Annotated in this window: 16 protein-coding genes; 7 read left to right on the forward strand and 9 right to left on the reverse strand. The window is 61.8% G+C overall.

The genetic code is table 11. From position 1 onward, the window contains the following. Nucleotide 1: 1 nt before the first annotated feature. Together G9X67_RS18890 and radA are read right to left on the reverse strand one after the other, a co-directional pair. Nucleotides 2-628 carry a CvpA family protein gene (locus G9X67_RS18890; protein ID WP_029872969.1) on the reverse strand — a complete coding sequence of 209 codons (627 nt, stop codon included), beginning with the start codon at nt 626-628 and terminating at the stop codon, nt 2-4. Nucleotides 629-717: 89 nt separating this feature from the next. Continuing rightward, nucleotides 718-2,118: a DNA repair protein RadA gene (radA, locus tag G9X67_RS18895; RefSeq protein WP_138328375.1), complete on the reverse strand. Its 1,401-nt coding sequence runs from the start codon at nt 2,116-2,118 to the stop codon at nt 718-720. Nucleotides 2,119-2,280: 162 nt separating this feature from the next. On the opposite strand from radA, the gene G9X67_RS18900 reads away from it, so the two are divergent. Beyond that, the gene (locus tag G9X67_RS18900; protein ID WP_138328374.1) at nt 2,281-2,916 is read left to right on the forward strand and encodes a LysE family translocator; all 636 of its coding nucleotides are present in this window, start codon (nt 2,281-2,283) and stop codon (nt 2,914-2,916) included. A gap of 12 nt (nt 2,917-2,928) precedes the next feature. Here G9X67_RS18900 and alr read toward each other — a convergent pair whose 3' ends face one another. From alr to G9X67_RS18935, 7 genes are all read right to left on the reverse strand, one after another. Beyond that, nucleotides 2,929-4,098: an alanine racemase gene (gene alr / locus G9X67_RS18905; protein WP_171599504.1), complete on the reverse strand. Its 1,170-nt coding sequence runs from the start codon at nt 4,096-4,098 to the stop codon at nt 2,929-2,931. 93 nt (nt 4,099-4,191) lie between these two features. Beyond that, nucleotides 4,192-5,688, reverse strand: coding sequence for a replicative DNA helicase (locus G9X67_RS18910; protein ID WP_027685267.1), 1,497 nt, complete (start codon nt 5,686-5,688; stop codon nt 4,192-4,194). Nucleotides 5,689-6,063: 375 nt separating this feature from the next. Then, complete coding sequence (gene rplI, locus G9X67_RS18915) at nt 6,064-6,642, reverse strand: 50S ribosomal protein L9 (RefSeq protein WP_011651241.1); 579 nt, start codon at nt 6,640-6,642, stop codon at nt 6,064-6,066. 22 nt (nt 6,643-6,664) lie between these two features. Further along, nucleotides 6,665-7,651 carry a hypothetical protein gene (locus G9X67_RS18920; protein WP_011651242.1) on the reverse strand — a complete coding sequence of 329 codons (987 nt, stop codon included), beginning with the start codon at nt 7,649-7,651 and terminating at the stop codon, nt 6,665-6,667. A 159-nt stretch (nt 7,652-7,810) separates the two neighbouring features. Next, a complete protein-coding gene (gene rpsR / locus G9X67_RS18925; RefSeq protein ID WP_003547038.1) occupies nt 7,811-8,059 on the reverse strand; it encodes a 30S ribosomal protein S18 in 249 nt (82 codons plus the stop codon). A gap of 14 nt (nt 8,060-8,073) precedes the next feature. Then, nucleotides 8,074-8,541, reverse strand: coding sequence for a 30S ribosomal protein S6 (rpsF, locus tag G9X67_RS18930; protein WP_003547040.1), 468 nt, complete (start codon nt 8,539-8,541; stop codon nt 8,074-8,076). A 315-nt stretch (nt 8,542-8,856) separates the two neighbouring features. Beyond that, a complete protein-coding gene (locus G9X67_RS18935; protein WP_171599416.1) occupies nt 8,857-9,900 on the reverse strand; it encodes an aldo/keto reductase in 1,044 nt (347 codons plus the stop codon). A 215-nt stretch (nt 9,901-10,115) separates the two neighbouring features. On the opposite strand from G9X67_RS18935, the gene fabD reads away from it, so the two are divergent. The 6 genes from fabD (at nt 10,116) to G9X67_RS18965 (ending at nt 16,035) form a co-directional block, all read left to right on the forward strand. Then, nucleotides 10,116-11,060 carry an ACP S-malonyltransferase gene (gene fabD, locus G9X67_RS18940; RefSeq protein ID WP_138328370.1) on the forward strand — a complete coding sequence of 315 codons (945 nt, stop codon included), beginning with the start codon at nt 10,116-10,118 and terminating at the stop codon, nt 11,058-11,060. 51 nt (nt 11,061-11,111) lie between these two features. Beyond that, on the forward strand, nt 11,112-11,849 hold the full coding sequence (gene fabG, locus G9X67_RS18945; RefSeq protein WP_138328369.1) for a 3-oxoacyl-[acyl-carrier-protein] reductase: 738 nt from the start codon (nt 11,112-11,114) through the stop codon (nt 11,847-11,849). A gap of 286 nt (nt 11,850-12,135) precedes the next feature. Continuing rightward, nucleotides 12,136-12,372, forward strand: a complete 237-nt coding sequence (locus tag G9X67_RS18950; protein WP_003547058.1) for an acyl carrier protein — start codon at nt 12,136-12,138, stop codon at nt 12,370-12,372. A 93-nt stretch (nt 12,373-12,465) separates the two neighbouring features. Then, entirely contained in the window at nt 12,466-13,728 is a 1,263-nt protein-coding gene (fabF, locus tag G9X67_RS18955; protein WP_138328368.1) for a beta-ketoacyl-ACP synthase II, read from the forward strand. Between the two features lie 183 nt (nt 13,729-13,911). Next, entirely contained in the window at nt 13,912-15,129 is a 1,218-nt protein-coding gene (mltG, locus tag G9X67_RS18960; protein WP_138328367.1) for an endolytic transglycosylase MltG, read from the forward strand. Nucleotides 15,130-15,147: 18 nt separating this feature from the next. Further along, nucleotides 15,148-16,035, forward strand: a complete 888-nt coding sequence (locus tag G9X67_RS18965; protein ID WP_138328366.1) for a YicC/YloC family endoribonuclease — start codon at nt 15,148-15,150, stop codon at nt 16,033-16,035. Nucleotides 16,036-16,038: the final 3 nt, after the last annotated feature.

Here is a 16,038-nt window from a genome sequence, read left to right on the forward strand (position 1 = left end):
GTCAATTCGCCGGCTGCTGCGCGCCGTCTGCGGGCGCGGTCGGTGCGTCTTCCGCCGGAGCCTGGTCGCCCGTCGGCGGAGTGGTACCTTCGGCGCCCTGTGCCGGCGGCTGCAGCTTATCACGGATGCTTTCCGGTATCATCTGGGCAAATTGCTCCGGCAGAACCGATTTCAGCTTCACGACCATCGAATCCAGGAAGGGCTTCGACTTCGCTTCGTTGACCCAGGCCGGACGGTGGTCGGCATCGACGAGCCAGTTCCAGAAGGCGACGGCGACGACGAGGAGCAGCACGCCGCGCGCTGCCCCGAACAGGAAGCCGAGTGTGCGGTCGAGCGCGCCGACACGGCTGTCGATGATGAAATCGGCGATCTTCATCGTAATGAAGGAGATGACGATGAGCGCGATCAGGAAGACGACCGCTGCCGAACCGACGATCGCGATGCGGTCGTCATCGGTGTATTTTTTCGCATAGGGCAGCAGGTAGGGATAGAGGTAATAGGCAGCGGCGGCCGAACCGCCCCAACTCGCGATCGAGAGGATCTCGCGCGAAAAGCCGCGGACCATCGCCAGCACGGCGGAGAAGAGCACGACGCCGATGACAATACCGTCGAAAATCGTAATGGGCATGTAAATTCAACTCCAGGACTGCCGCTTGGCGGCCGTGTCGTGCCTTATCGTGTGCTCCTATATCATCACCACTCTTGGCAATGAAAGGATCAAACGTCGTCTTCCACACGTAGCGCCCCCTTCGATCCGGCGATGCGCGCGACCAGATCCGGCAGGCTTGCGACTTCGCTCCAGCGCCCGCCGGAGCCCTTCGGCAATTCGGTGGAGGCGGACGGAAGCAGCGCTGCGGAAAATCCCAGCTTCTCGGCTTCCTTGAGACGCTGGGCGGTGTGCGCAACCGGCCGGATGGCACCCGACAGGCTGACTTCGCCGAAATAGACGCAATCGGCAGGAAGGGCAATACCGGCAAGCGAGGAAACGAGCGCCGAGGCGACGGCAAGATCGGCCGCCGGTTCGGAGATGCGGTAACCGCCGGCGACGTTGAGATAGACGTCGTGCTGGCCGAGCCTGACGCCGCAATGGGCTTCCAGCACCGCAAGGATCATCGACAGCCGTGCCGAATCCCAGCCGACCACGGCGCGCCGCGGCGTGCCGAGCGAGGTTGGGGCCACCAGCGCCTGCACCTCGACGAGAATGGGGCGGGTGCCCTCCATGCCGGCGAAGACGGCAGCCCCCGGCGATTTTTCGTTGCGCTCGCCGAGGAAGAGTTCCGAGGGGTTGGCGACTTCGCGCAAACCTTTGTCTGACATTTCGAAGACGCCGATCTCGTCGGTCGGGCCGAAGCGGTTCTTGACAGTGCGCAGGATGCGGTAGTGATGGCCGCGATCGCCTTCGAAATAGAGCACGGCGTCGACCATGTGCTCGACAACGCGCGGGCCGGCGATCTGCCCGTCCTTGGTCACGTGGCCGACGAGCACCATGGCGGCACCCGTCTGCTTGGCGAAACGGATCATTGCCTGCACGCCGGTGCGCACCTGCGTCACCGTTCCCGGGGCGGATTCGGCAAGTTCGCTCCATAGCGTCTGGATGGAATCGATGATGACGAGGTCCGGCCGCTTGCCCTCGGCGAGCGTCGCCAGAATATCCTCGACATTGGTTTCGGCTGCCAGCATCACATCGGTATCGGCTGCCGCAAGGCGTTGCGCCCGCAGCCGCACCTGCGCCACGGCTTCTTCGCCGGAGACGTAGATGATCTTGTGGCCGCGCCGTGCAAGGGCGGCGGCGGCCTGCATCAGCAGCGTCGATTTACCGATGCCGGGATCGCCGCCGATCAGCACCGCCGAACCGCGCACGAAACCGCCGCCGAGCGCCCGGTCGAGCTCCGACATGGCGGTATGGATGCGTGGCGCCTCCTCGATTTCGCCGGAGAGTGCCGTCAGCGCCACCGGTCGGCCCTTCTTCGGCGTCTTGCCGGGACCGGAGCCGATCCCGCCCATCGGGTCTTCCTCGACGATGGTGTTCCACTCGCCGCAGTTCTCGCATTTGCCGGCCCAGCGGTTATGAACCGTGCCGCAACTCTGGCAGATGAATTGTGTTCTGGCCTTCGCCATCAAATACTCTTTCAGTCCGGGTTCGCGAGTGAAGCGACGCGCCGCTTCATCGAATCATTGTCGTGCTTGAGATAATGGCTATCGCAACGGATCAAAACTAATGATTTCCCCATCAGCGCACCGATGCCTATCCTTTGCTTCTGCTTATCTGGAATGGTGAAGATGTTCGATTATTCGTTTGCGCACTGGCTTGCATTTCTGTCGGCGGCGGTTCTGCTCAATCTCTCGCCCGGCCCCGACATCGCCTTCATCCTCGGTCATACGATGAGAAGCGGAAAACGTGCCGGTTTTTCGGCGCTGTTCGGTGTCTGGTCCGGCGCCTGCCTGCATGTACTGATGGCTGCACTCGGCCTCTCTGCCATACTTGCCGCTTCCGCCGTCGCCTTCTCGACGGTCAAATGGATCGGTGCGGCCTATCTCGTCTGGCTCGGCATTCAGGCTTTGCGCTCCGGTGGCGGCGATGGCCTGATAACGGCTGCTGGTGAAAGTTTGCCGGTTGCAAGAATCTATCGGCAGGGAATTCTGGTGTCGCTGCTCAATCCGAAAGTGGCGATATTCTTCCTGGCCTTCCTGCCGCAGTTCGTCGTCGAAGGGGCAGGGCCGGCATGGGCTCAGCTCATGCTGCATGGCGCGCTCATTATCGTCGTCGCCGCCTTCATCGAACCGCCGCTCGTCCTTCTCGGCGGGCGCCTTGCGGATGCAATCAGGCATAATCAAAAAATCGGCCTCTGGCTCGATCGCGGCCTCGGTGCGCTTTTCGTGGCGCTCGGTGTCCGTCTCGCCCTCAGCAGCCGTTGAATAGAACGGCCGCTAATCCTCGGCCACGTAGCGCCGTTCGTGGCGCAGCCCCATGCTGGTCAGAATCTCGTATCCGATCGTGCCGGATGTCCGCGCCACATCGTCCACCGGCATGTTCTTTCCGAACAGCTCGACATAATCCCCGGCGCGCACGGCGTTGTCAGGCAGGTCGGTGATATCGAAGATCGTCAGGTCCATAGTGATCCGGCCGGCAACCGGAACCTTGTGTCCGGCGATGAAACCTTGCCCGCCTTGCGGCACCACCTGGCGCAGCGGCACACCGCCGCTCGACTGGCTGCGCATGTAGCCGTCGGCATAGCCGGCCGAGGCGATCGCCAGCCGGCTTTCGCGGGGAAGCTGCAGCGCCCGCCCATAGCTGACCGTCTCGCCGGCTTCGACGCTGCGCACCTGGATGATGCGCGCTTCCGCCGTCGCGACGGGCCGCATCGGGTTCGCCATGCCGCTGACCGCTTCGCCGCCATAGAGCGCGATGCCGGGGCGGGTCAGGTCGAAGTGATAATCCTCACCGAGAAAGATGCCGGCCGAGGCGGCAAGGCTTGAATCGATACCTTCATAAGCGGCGCTAACCCTGTGGAATGATTCGAGCTGCTGCCGGTTCATCGCATGGGTGGGATCATCGGCGCAGGCGAGGTGGCTCATGACAAGCACGGGCGCGAAGCTCGCCGGCCGTGAGACGTCGTTGGCGAGCGCGATCGCATCGTCGATATGCAGTCCGAGCCGATTGAAGCCGGTATCGACATGCAGCGCGCAGGGGTAGTCGCCGTAATCGGCAAGCACCGCCATCCAGAAGGCGAGCTGCTCGTCGGAGGAAATCACCGGCACTAGATCATTGTCGAAGAAGCGCCGCTCGGTGCCTGGCCAGATGCCTGAGAGCACGAAGATGCGCGCCTCGGGCGCATAGAGGCGAAGCGTCACGCCCTCGTCGACGGTCGCGACGAAGAAGTCGCGCGCGCCTGCCATGTAGAGCGCTTCGCCGGCATCCTCGATGCCCATGCCATAGGCATCTGCCTTGACGACCGCCGAGGCGCGCGCCGCACCGGAGCGGCGCGCCATGTCGCGCCAGTTCTCCGTCAGAGCGGTCAGGTCGACGGTCAACCGCAGGCCTGCTGAGGCAAAGTTGTCGTCTTCGGGGGCGTCGAAAAATTCGCTCATGATCCACATCGAAAAGAGGCCGGAGAAGGATTCTCCGGCCAGTTTAGAGGTCAATATTGTCGGGGGAAAGTCCGGCCGCTGCGTTGCAGCACCGGCCCACGATCAGTGCTCTTCATATTGGGTGAAGGAGGGATCGGCGAGATCGGCAAAGCGCGTGAATTCCGCCTGGAAGGCGAGCTTCACCGTGCCCGTCGGCCCGTGGCGCTGCTTGGCGATGATGACGTCGGCCGTGCCCTTCACCTTGTCGAACAGCGCTTCCCATTCCGGATATTTCGGATCGTGGATGTCGCGCGGCTCCGAATTCTTGACGTAATATTCCTCGCGGAACACGAAGAGCACGACGTCGGCGTCCTGCTCGATCGAGCCGGATTCGCGAAGGTCGGACAGCTGCGGCCGCTTGTCGTCGCGGCTTTCGACCTGACGCGAGAGCTGCGACAGCGCGATGATCGGAACGTTGAGCTCCTTGCCGAGCGCCTTGAGGCCGGTGGTGATCTGGGTGATTTCCTGCACGCGGTTGTCGCTGGATTTGCCCGAGCCGGTCATCAGCTGAATGTAGTCGACCACAAGCACGTCGAGGCCGCGCTGGCGCTTCAGACGGCGCGCGCGGGCCGAAAGCTGGGCGATCGAGATGCCGCCGGTCTGGTCGATAAAGAGCGGCACCTTCTGCATCATCATCGAGCAGGCGACGAGCTTTTCGAAATCGGCATCGTTGATGTCGCCGCGGCGGATCTTCGAGGAGGAGACTTCCGTCTGCTCGGAGATGATACGGGTGGCAAGCTGTTCGGACGACATTTCGAGCGAGTAGAAACCGACGACGCCGCCGTTCTTCGCCTTCATGCTGCCGTCCGACTGGACTTCGCCTTCGTAGGCGGCCGCAATATTGTAGGCGATGTTTGTAGCAAGTGAGGTCTTGCCCATGCCGGGGCGTCCGGCAAGCACGATCAAGTCCGACCGCTGCAAACCGCCCATCTTGGAATCCAGCGAATGGATGCCGGTGGAAATGCCGGAAAGCCCGCCGTCACGTTCCTTGGCGACGGCCGCCATGTCGATCGCCAGCGCGACCGCATCGTTGAAGGCCTGGAAGCCGCCGTCGTAGCGACCGTTTTCCGCCAGTTCGAAGAGGCGGCGTTCGGTATCCTCGATCTGCGACTGCGGCGGCATGTCGAGCGGCGCGTCATAGGCGATGTTGACGACGTCCTCGCCGATGGTGATCAGCGCCCGGCGCAGCGCCAGGTCGTAGATCGCCCGACCGTAATCCTCGGCATTGATGACGGTGACGGCATTGCTGACCAGGCTCGCCAGATATTGCGAAACCGTCATGTCGCCGACCTTCTCGTCGGCCTTCAGGAAGGTCTTGATCGTCACCGGATTGGCGATCTTGCCCATGCGGATGATATCGCCGGCAACCTCGAAGATCTTCCGATGCAGCGGTTCATAGAGATGGATCGGCTTCAGGAAGTCTGACACCCGGTAATAGGCGTCGTTGTTCATCAGGATTGCACCCAGAAGCGCCTGCTCGGCTTCGATATTGTTGGGCGCTTCGCGGTAGTGCTGCTCTGACGAGGCAACAGCTGTAATCTTTCGAGCGGCGTCGTTCATCATCATCCGTTCTGTCTTTTTCCAGTTCCGGATTTGCAATTCCGGACGCGAAAATCAAGAGGCTACGAAAGGAGCGGGGGCTCGCTTCGCCTAAATCCTGAACGCTGTGCACGTTGTTCGACTTCTCCACAGTCTTGGGCGACACAAAGGAGAAATACTGGCAGTGTCACCCGCACGACACGGCATGGCGCCGACTCAGCCCATCCGTTTCGGAGAACGCTACTTTAGCGCGATGCGATAAGGCACGCAGCAAAAACATCCGGAAAATCCCCTTAAAAGAAGCGAGCCGATCGGCGGCTCATATCGAAGGGGTGGAAACGAAAAAGCCCGGCGCGATGGCCGGGCTTTCCCTCACGCGGATCACTCCGACGAGAATTATGCTTCGTCTTCGTCGACGCCGTCGGCTTCCGGATCGAAGAAGTCTTCCGGACGCAGCGCGTCTTCGTCGACGCCGTAGATCGCGTCGACCGAGGTGAGTTCTTCGCCCTTGGACTGGCGCTCTGCCTCTTCGGCAGAACGGGCAACGTTCAGCTCGACGTGGATTTCGACTTCGGCATGTAGCTGCAGCTCGACCTTGTGCAGGCCGATCGACTTGATCGGCGTGTTGAGGTGAACCTGGTTGCGGCCGATGTTGAAGCCTTCGGCGCCGAGAATATCGACGACGTCACGGGCAGCAACCGAACCGTAGAGCTGGCCGGTTTCGCCGGCGGAGCGCACGACGATGAAGGACTTGCCGTCGAGAACGTCGGCGACCGTCTGGGCTTCTGACTTGCGCTCGAGGTTGCGGGCTTCGAGCGTCGCGCGCTCGGCTTCGAAGCGGGTCTTGTTGGCAGCGTTGGCGCGCAGCGCCTTGCCGAGCGGCAGCAGGTAGTTGCGGGCAAAGCCGTCGCGAACCTTTACGGTTTCGCCCATCTGGCCGAGCTTGGAGATGCGTTCGAGAAGGATGACTTGCATTTTCTTTTTCCTTTCTTGTGTCTCAGATTTTCGTATCGGATTGTTTGGGGGCATCAGCATCTTTCGTCGGGGTCAGTGCGATCGCCTTGCGCGTATCGCTGAGACCGAGGACGAGGATGAGGAGAGCTGGCAGCAGCATGAGCATCGAGGCCAGATAGCAGAGGATGAGGGCCGGTATGCGCCAGTCCTTGCCGCGCGTGCGGAAATGCAGCGAGGCGAAACCGGAAAGCATGAAACCGGCACCGAAGGCGCCGATCACGGTCGCGCCGACCAGTGCCGGAACGCCGCCGAAAAAGCAGGCGGCAAGCCCGGCCAGGAAGATGAAGATCGAGTTGCGGTTCATCCGCAGCGACGAGGGAATGTCCTCGCGCGGGCGAAGGCCGCGGCCGGAGGCTGCAACGATGCGCACGGCGAAATAATAGGCGGCAAACAGCATGCTGACCCACATGCCGCCCTGCAAAGCCGGCAGCATCAGCAGGATCAGCGACTTGGTCTGCGCGGTCGCTGCCGGATCGGGCATGAATTCCGGCTGCTGCTGCTTGAGCGAGGTGATCAGCAGATCGACGATCGGATCGGTAATCTCAGGCCCGTAGCCGATGATCACGCCGATGACGATGACGGCGAGGGTCACCAGACCGCAGAGATGCAGCAGAATGTCGGAGAGCGGATACCAGGCAAGCAGATGGTCGGGTCCGCCGAGTTCGGCGGCCGGACGCGCCAGATTGGCGAGATGGCTGAGCCAACCGGCCGGCAGCAGCGTCACCATCGTCATGATCAGCGCGAAGGAAGGCGAGATCAGGATCGCGCCGAGTGCCGCGGCGCTGACGACGGCCGAGACCGCGGCGGTATTGCCCCAGCCGAGCCCGACGATGAGGATCGGCAGAGCCGAGGCCGTGTAGAGAAGCGCGCTGAAAAACGACGGCTGCATGCTCGCGCCCAGCACCAGCAGGGCGGCGGTCAATCCGGCGAGTGCGCCGATCAGCAGCGTTTTAATGTTCGGTCGTTTCAAGGTCGCTGTCCTGCTTCATCAAGCAGTTAGAGGATGTTGCTGAATCAAATTCAGAAACGTCTCAACATGGGTTTTAGGAGTTCCGATCCGCGCCCATCGCGGAAGGGAAAAGGGAAGGCACGAATGCCTTCCCTCAAGAGTGTGTGCGTCGGCCGATAATCAGGCGACGACGTAGGGCAGCAGGCCGAGGAAACGGGCGCGCTTGATCGCCTGAGCGAGTTCGCGCTGCTTCTTCTGGGAAACGGCCGTGATGCGGGACGGAACGATCTTGCCGCGCTCGGAAATGTAGCGCTGCAGCAGGCGTACGTCCTTGTAGTCGATCCGCGGCGCGTTGGCGCCGGAGAACGGGCAGGTCTTGCGGCGGCGATGGAACGGGCGGCGGACCGGAGCGGAGGAAGTTTCAGACATATCTCAGATCTCCCTTATACACGGTCTTCGCGCGGACGGCGCGGACGGTCGTCACGATCGCCGAAGCCACCTTCACGCGGCGGACGCGGACCACGGTCGCGATCACCGAAGCCGCCTTCACGCGGGCCACGGCCGCCTTCACGCGGACGGTCGTCACGGTCGCGCTTCTGCATCATGGCAGACGGACCTTCTTCATGCTTCTCGACGGCGATCGTCATGTAGCGAAGAACGTCTTCGCTGATGCGCATCTGACGTTCCATTTCCTGGACGGCAGCAGCCGGTGCATCGATGTCCATCAGGGCGTAGTGCGCCTTGCGGTTCTTCTTGATGCGGTAGGTGAGGGACTTGAGGCCCCAGTTCTCGATACGCCCGACCTTACCGCCATTCGCTTCGATCACACCCTTGTACTGTTCTACGAGGGCATCGACCTGCTGAGCGGAAATATCCTGCCGGGCAAGGAATACATGTTCATAAAGAGCCATGACAGCTTTGCCTTTCTTGCGTTTGGTTCAACCCGATATTCGGCGGCTAAGCCTCAACGACTGCTCCTGATTGGGCGGACCCAGGCAAGAAAGCGTTTCCGAGACGGTCGAGAGCGGAGACACGGGAGGCTGGAACGCTTCCGTTCCGAACGATTTCCGTGAGGAAACCGGCCCTCCGTTCAGCCACCAGCCAGAAGACCGGGTTAACGAACAGGGCGGCTTATACGGATTTTTTGGGCAAAGGCAAGCGTAATCGGACACCCGAACCCGATGCCGGCCAATGGTCGGCATCGGGCAGGCGCCAAACAAATAGGGTCAAAGCGTCAGCGGATACTGCCGGTGCACCTTGGCGATTTCCGCCAGGATCTCGTTCGAAAGCGTAATGTCTGCCGCGCCGATATCGATTTTCAACTGCTCCATCGAGGTCGCGCCGATGATGGCCGAGGCCATGAAGGGCCTGGACAGGCAGAAGGCGAGCGCCATTGTTGCCGGGTCGAGGCGGTATGTTGCAGCGATCTCCAGATAGGCTTTGGTCGCCGGCTCCTGCAGCGGCTGCAGGCGACCGCCGATATCGTGGTTGATCGAGCCGCGCGAACCCTTCGGCCTGCCGCCATCGACATATTTGCCGGAGAGGATGCCGCCGGCGAGCGGCGAATAAGCGAGCAGCCCGACATCCTCATGATGCGAGAGTTCGGCGAGATCGAGGTCGAAATGGCGATAGAGCAAGTTGTATTCGTTCTGGACACTGGCGACCCGCGGCAGGCTCTTCTGTTCGGCGAGCGTCAGATATTTCTTTATGCCCCAGGTGGTTTCGTTGGAAAGGCCGATCGCGCGGATCTTGCCTTCCTTCACCAGCGCGCCAAGCGTTTCCAGGATGTCGAGCATATTGGCGACGGCCTCGTCGCGGTTCTGGTTGAAGGGATTGTAGCTCCAGTTCTGACGGAAATGGAAATGGCCGCGGTTCGGCCAGTGGATTTGGTAGAGGTCGACGTAATCCGTCTTCAGGCGCGCCAGGCTGGCTTCGAGCGCCAGGCGGATATTCTTTGCATCGGCACCTTCGCCACCACGTATATAGTCGCGACCGCGGCCTGCGACCTTGGTGGCGAGCACGATATCGCCGCGCTTGCCGGTCTTCTTGAACCAGCTGCCGATATAGTCTTCCGTCCAGCCCTGCGTCGCGGCCGAAATCGGGGTGGTCGGATAAAGTTCGGCCGTATCGAAGAAATTGACGCCCTTTTCGACGGCGTAGTCCATCTGCGCATGCGCATCGGCTTCGCTGTTCTGCGAACCCCAGGTCATGGTGCCAAGGCAAATCTCTGAAACGGAAATCTCGGTGCGGCCTAGCGAATTGTACTTCATGGAAAAACCTTGGGAGAGAGGTGACAGCCTTGGGAGGGTTCGCGCAAATCTAGGCTGGATTTGGCGGAGCGCAAGAGCAAAAACCGGGCTTTTGCGCCAGTGCGAAAGGCTTTGCGGAGAATGAGCCGCCACTTGACTCTGCCGGAAAGAATGTCAATTGGAGGCAAAACAGCCTCAAGGGGCGTATTCAGGGGCATGAGCCAGGGAACATGAGAATGACCATTGCTTTCACTTTTCCCGGTCAGGGCAGTCAGGCCGTCGGCATGGGCAAGGATCTCGCCGAGAATTTTGCCGAAGCCCGCGCCGTTTTCCAAGAGGTCGATGAGGCACTCGGTGAAAAGCTTTCGGACGTCATGTTCAACGGTCCCGAGGATACGTTGACCTTGACCGCGAACGCCCAGCCGGCGCTGATGGCCGTCTCGATCGCCGTCGTCCGCGTTCTCGAAGCCAAAGGGCTGGATCTGAAGTCCAAGGTCGCTTACGTCGCCGGCCACTCGCTCGGCGAATATTCGGCACTGTGCGCGGCCGGCACCTTTTCGCTCGCCGACACCGCGCGGCTGCTGCGCATCCGCGGCAATGCCATGCAGGCGGCCGTTCCCGTCGGCGTCGGCGCCATGGCCGCGATCATCGGCCTCGAACATGCCGACGTCGTTGCGGTATGCGAGGAAGCGGCTGCCATCGGCGCCTGCCAGATCGCCAACGACAATGGCGGCGGCCAGATCGTCATCTCAGGCGAGAAGGCAGCCGTCGAAAAGGCGGCCGGCCTTGCGACCGACAAGGGCGCCAAGCGCGCCATTCTGCTGCCGGTCTCCGCTCCCTTCCATTCGACGCTGATGGCGCCCGCCGCCGAGGCCATGCGCGAAGCGCTGGCAACGGTCGCCAAATCCGATCCGGTCGTGCCTGTCATCGCCAATGTCCGTGCAGCCCCGGTGACCGGCGCCGACGAGATCGCCAGCCTTCTGGTCGAGCAGGTGACCGGTCAGGTCCGCTGGCGTGAGACGGTGGAATGGTTCGCCAGAAACGGCGTCACGACGCTTTATGAACTCGGTTCCGGCAAGGTGTTGACCGGACTTGCCCGCCGCATCGACAAGACGATCAACGGCATCTCTGTCAACGGTCCGGCGGATATCGACGCGGCCGTCGCCGCCCTCATGGCCTGATTGGTATCCCCGGACACCGGATTTGGTGTCCCTGTTATAAGGAACGTTTCCATGTTCGATCTTTCCGGCCGCAAGGCTCTCGTCACAGGCGCATCGGGCGGTATCGGCGAGGAAATCGCCCGCCTTCTTCATAAGCAGGGTGCCATCGTCGGCCTGCATGGCACCCGCGTCGAGAAGCTGGAAGCGCTGGCCGCAGATCTCGGCGAGCGCGTCAAGATCTTCCCGGCGAACCTGTCCGACCGCGATGAGGTCAAGGCGCTTGGCCAGAAGGCCGAGGCCGATCTCGAAGGCGTCGACATCCTCGTCAACAATGCCGGCATCACCCGCGATGGCCTGTTCGTGCGCATGAGCGACGAGGACTGGGACAACGTCATTGAAGTGAACCTGACATCGACCTTCCGCCTGACGCGCGAATTGACGCATCCGATGATGCGCCGCCGCTATGGCCGCATCATCAACATCACCTCCGTCGTCGGCGTCACCGGCAATCCGGGCCAAGCCAATTACTGCGCCTCCAAGGCCGGCATGATCGGCTTCACCAAGTCCTTGGCGCAGGAAATTGCCACCCGCAACGTGACGGTCAATTGCGTGGCGCCCGGCTTCATCGAGAGCGCCATGACCGGCAAGCTGAACGACAAGCAGAAGGAAGCGATCATGGGGGCGATCCCGATGAAGCGCATGGGCACGGGTGGCGAAGTCGCTTCGGCGGTTGCTTACCTTGCGTCCTCCGAGGCTGCCTATATGACGGGCCAGACGCTGCACGTAAACGGCGGCATGGCGATGATCTGAAACGACAAACCGCTGGCATGGGAATAATTCCGCCAATAGCATGTTGAGCAATCACGAACCGTTGATTTTCTGGCTTTGCGGCAGACATAAAGCATGTTAAGCGGGCCATGACTGTGAACAGTCGTCCCGAGAAAGCAGACGGACCGGCGGGCTTTTTGCAAGCCTGGGACATCTCTGAAGCCGGGTAAACGAGTTTGCCGAGGATGTCTGAAAACATCGCAGGCTGAAACAGGGTAGGGGTGCCGCGATGGCATTCCGATCAGGACATAAGGTCGAGGAAACCGACATGAGCGATATCGCAGAACGCGTAAAGAAAATTGTTATTGATCATCTTGGCGTTGATGCCGACAAGGTCGTCGAGAGCGCCAGCTTTATCGACGATCTGGGCGCTGACTCGCTCGACACGGTCGAACTTGTCATGGCTTTCGAAGAAGAATTCGGCGTTGAAATTCCTGACGACGCTGCCGACTCGATCCTGACGGTCGGCGATGCCGTGAAGTTTATTGAGAAGGCCCAGGCCTGATCCTGTGAATTTGAGAAAGGGCGGGCCTGGAGTCCGCCCTTTTCTTTTCGGCATATTTCTCCATAGAACATAAGAGACGGGGGAAAGCACGCGATGAGACGTGTCGTCATCACCGGTACCGGCATGGTATCACCCTTGGGATGCGGAACCGAGGTGACCTGGTCCCGGCTGCTTGCCGGTCAGAACGGCGCCCGCCTCGTCACCGAATTCGAGGTCGACGACCTTCCCGCCAAGATCGCCTGCCGTATTCCTATCGGTGACGGCACCGACGGCACCTTCAATGTCGATCAGTGGATGGAGCCGAAGGAACAGCGCAAGGTCGATCCCTTCATCATCTACGGCATGGCCGCCGCAGATATGGCGCTTGCCGATGCCGGCTGGCATCCTGAAACCGATGAGGACCAGATCGCCACCGGCGTGCTGATCGGCTCCGGCATCGGCGGCATCGAAGGCATCGTCGAGGCGGGTTACACCCTGCGCGACAAAGGCCCGCGCCGCATCTCCCCCTTCTTCATTCCCGGCCGCCTGATCAACCTCGTCTCCGGCCAGGTCTCGATCCGCCACAAGCTGCGCGGACCCAATCATTCGGTCGTCACCGCCTGCTCGACGGGTGCGCATGCGATCGGCGATGCTGCGCGCTTGATTGCGCTTGGTGATGCCGACGTCATGGTCGCCGGCGGCACGGAATCCCCCGTGAGCCGTATTTCGCTGGCAGGCTTTGCCGCCTGCAAGGCGCTGTCGACCCAGCACAACGACGATCCGCAAAAGGCGTCGCGCCCCTATGACCGCGACCGCGATGGCTTCGTCATGGGCGAAGGCGCCGGCATCGTCGTGCTCGAGGAACTGGAACACGCCAAGGCGCGCGGCGCCAGGATCTACGCCGAAATTGTCGGCTACGGCCTGTCGGGCGACGCCTATCACATCACCGCGCCCTCCGAAGACGGCGAGGGCGCCGGCCGCTGCATGGCGATGGCACTGAAGCGCGCCGGGCTCACGCCGGCCGATATTGACTACATCAATGCCCACGGTACCTCGACCATGGCCGACACGATCGAACTCGGCGCCGTCGAGCGGCTGGTCGGCAATGCGGCGTCGAAGATCTCCATGTCCTCGACCAAGTCGGCGACAGGACACCTTCTCGGTGCTGCCGGCGCCATCGAGGCGATCTTCACCACGCTCGCCATTCGCGACAATATCGCGCCGCCGACGCTCAATCTCGACAATCCCGAACGGGAGACGGCGATCGATCTTGTCCCGCACACGGCGCGTGAGCGAGACATCAATGTGGCGCTGTCCAACTCATTCGGATTCGGCGGCACGAATGCATCGCTCGTACTACGCCGGTACGTGCAATAAGAGTCCTGCAAGCGGTGTGACGGGTCTCCCTTGCACCGCAGACCGGCCGTCCTCTACGTTGCGTAAGAGGGCGTGCGAAAGCATAACGACCGTCAGCGGCGTCGTTGAACGGCGGCAGAACCTGCTTTTGCCGCATTGCTTCGCGAAATAGCGAAGTGAAAGTCAAGTTTTAGAGGATTGCCGGTGAGCGATACGACGAACCAGAGCAACGATACCCAGGCGCAGAAGGGACCGATTATCCCGAAGTCGCCGAGCGAAGCCCTGCGTCCGGAGCGCGTTCCGGAGCCGCCGAAGCGGTCCAAGAAAGCCCGCGGCCAGGTCGTTCTTTTCCTGAACTTCATCATGACGATGGCGGTTCTGGTCTGCGTCGTCGCCGTCATCGGCTTCTACTACGCCACATCGACCTATCGAAACCCGGGTCCGCTGCAGACCAACACCAATTTCATCGTCCGCAACGGCGCTGGTCTGACTGAAATCGCCTCGAACCTCGAGCGCAACGCGATCATCAGCGATGCCCGTATCTTCCGCTATCTCACGGCAACGCATCTTTCTGCCGGAGAGAGCCTGAAGGCGGGTGAATACGAGATCAAGGCGAGGGCCTCCATGAGGGATATCATGGAGCTGCTCAAATCGGGCAAGTCCATTCTTTATTCCGTTTCCTTCCCCGAGGGCCTGACGGTCCGCCAGATGTTCGACCGCATGCTGCAGGATACCGTGCTGGAAGGCGACTTACCGGCGGCATTGCCGACCGAGGGCAGCCTGCGTCCGGATACCTACAAATTCTCGCGCGGCACCAAGCGCTCGGAAATCATCGAACAGATGGCGGCTGCGCAGCAGAAGCTCGTCGATCAGATCTGGGACAAGCGCGACCAGTCGCTGCCGCTGCGATCCAAGGAGGAGTTCGTGACACTCGCCTCGATCGTCGAAAAGGAAACCGGCGTTCCCGACGAGCGAGCCCATGTCGCCTCCGTTTTTCTGAATCGGCTCGGCAAGGGTATGCGCCTGCAGTCCGACCCAACGATCATCTACGGCCTCTTCGGCGGCGAGGGTAAACCGGCCGACCGGCCGATCTACCAGTCGGACCTGAAGCGGGACACACCTTACAACACCTATGTCATCAAGGGTCTGCCGCCGACGCCGATCGCCAATCCCGGCAAGGATGCGCTGGAAGCCGTCGCCAATCCCTGGAAGACGCAGGATCTCTATTTCGTTGCCGACGGCACCGGCGGCCATGTTTTCTCTGCGACGCTCGAGGAGCACAACGCCAACGTCAAGCGCTGGCGCAAGCTCGAAGCCGACAAGGGTTCGGACCCGAACATCGCAGTCGACGGCCAGCCGGAAGAGCAGCCGGCGGATAATGGCGCGACCGTCGCGCCGCCGAAGAAAAAGAAGATCAACTGAGACTTTCGGGAGGCTCGCATGGCTTTGCAGTCCATGACCGGTTTTGCGCGGCGCGAGGGAACGAGCGGCCGCTGGCGCTGGGCATGGGAACTGCGCTCGGTCAACGGCAAGGGCCTCGACCTGCGCCTGCGCCTGCCGCCCGGCCTCGAACGCATGGAGGCAGAGGTCCGCCGCCTCGCCGGCGAAAGCTTCAGCCGCGGCAACCTGCAGGCATCGCTATCCGTCACCGCCGACGAGAACCGTTTCGAGGCGGTGCTGAACAGACAAGCACTTGCCGCCGTGCTGGCCATGCGCGATCAGTTGGACGGTGTCATCGATCCGGCGCCGCTGAAGCTCGATACGCTGCTTCTGGTGCGCGGCATCGTCGAATTCCGCGAAGGCGAGGATGGCGAGGAGGCGCTTGCCGCCCGTGACGCCGATATCGCTACCGGCCTGCTGGCCGCGCTTGCCGATCTGAGAGCAATGCGCGAACAGGAAGGGTCGGCGCTGGCCCGCATTCTTCACGACCACGTCACGACGATCGAAGGCCTGACACGGACGATCGAGGCCGATCCGTCGCGCTCGCCACAGGAGATCGCCGCGCGGCTGGCCGCGCAGGTCGCCTTGTTGATGGACGGCATGGCCGCGCTCGATCGCGACAGGCTGCACGCCGAAGCCGCGCTACTGGCGACCAAGGCGGATCTGCGCGAGGAAATCGATCGTCTGAAGGCTCATATCGCCGCAGCGCGTGATCTCCTGGTGAAAGGTGGCCCCGCCGGGCGCCGGCTGGACTTCCTTGCACAGGAATTTAACCGCGAATCGAATACCATCTGCTCGAAGTCGAATGCCTCGGCGGTCACCGCCGCCGGCATCGAGCTGAAAGTCGTGATCGACCAGTTCCGCGAGCAGGTCCAGAATTTGGAGTAAGAC

Origin of the sequence: Rhizobium sp. WYCCWR 11152 (genome assembly GCF_013087615.1) — a bacterium.
GTDB lineage: Bacteria > Pseudomonadota > Alphaproteobacteria > Rhizobiales > Rhizobiaceae > Rhizobium > Rhizobium indicum.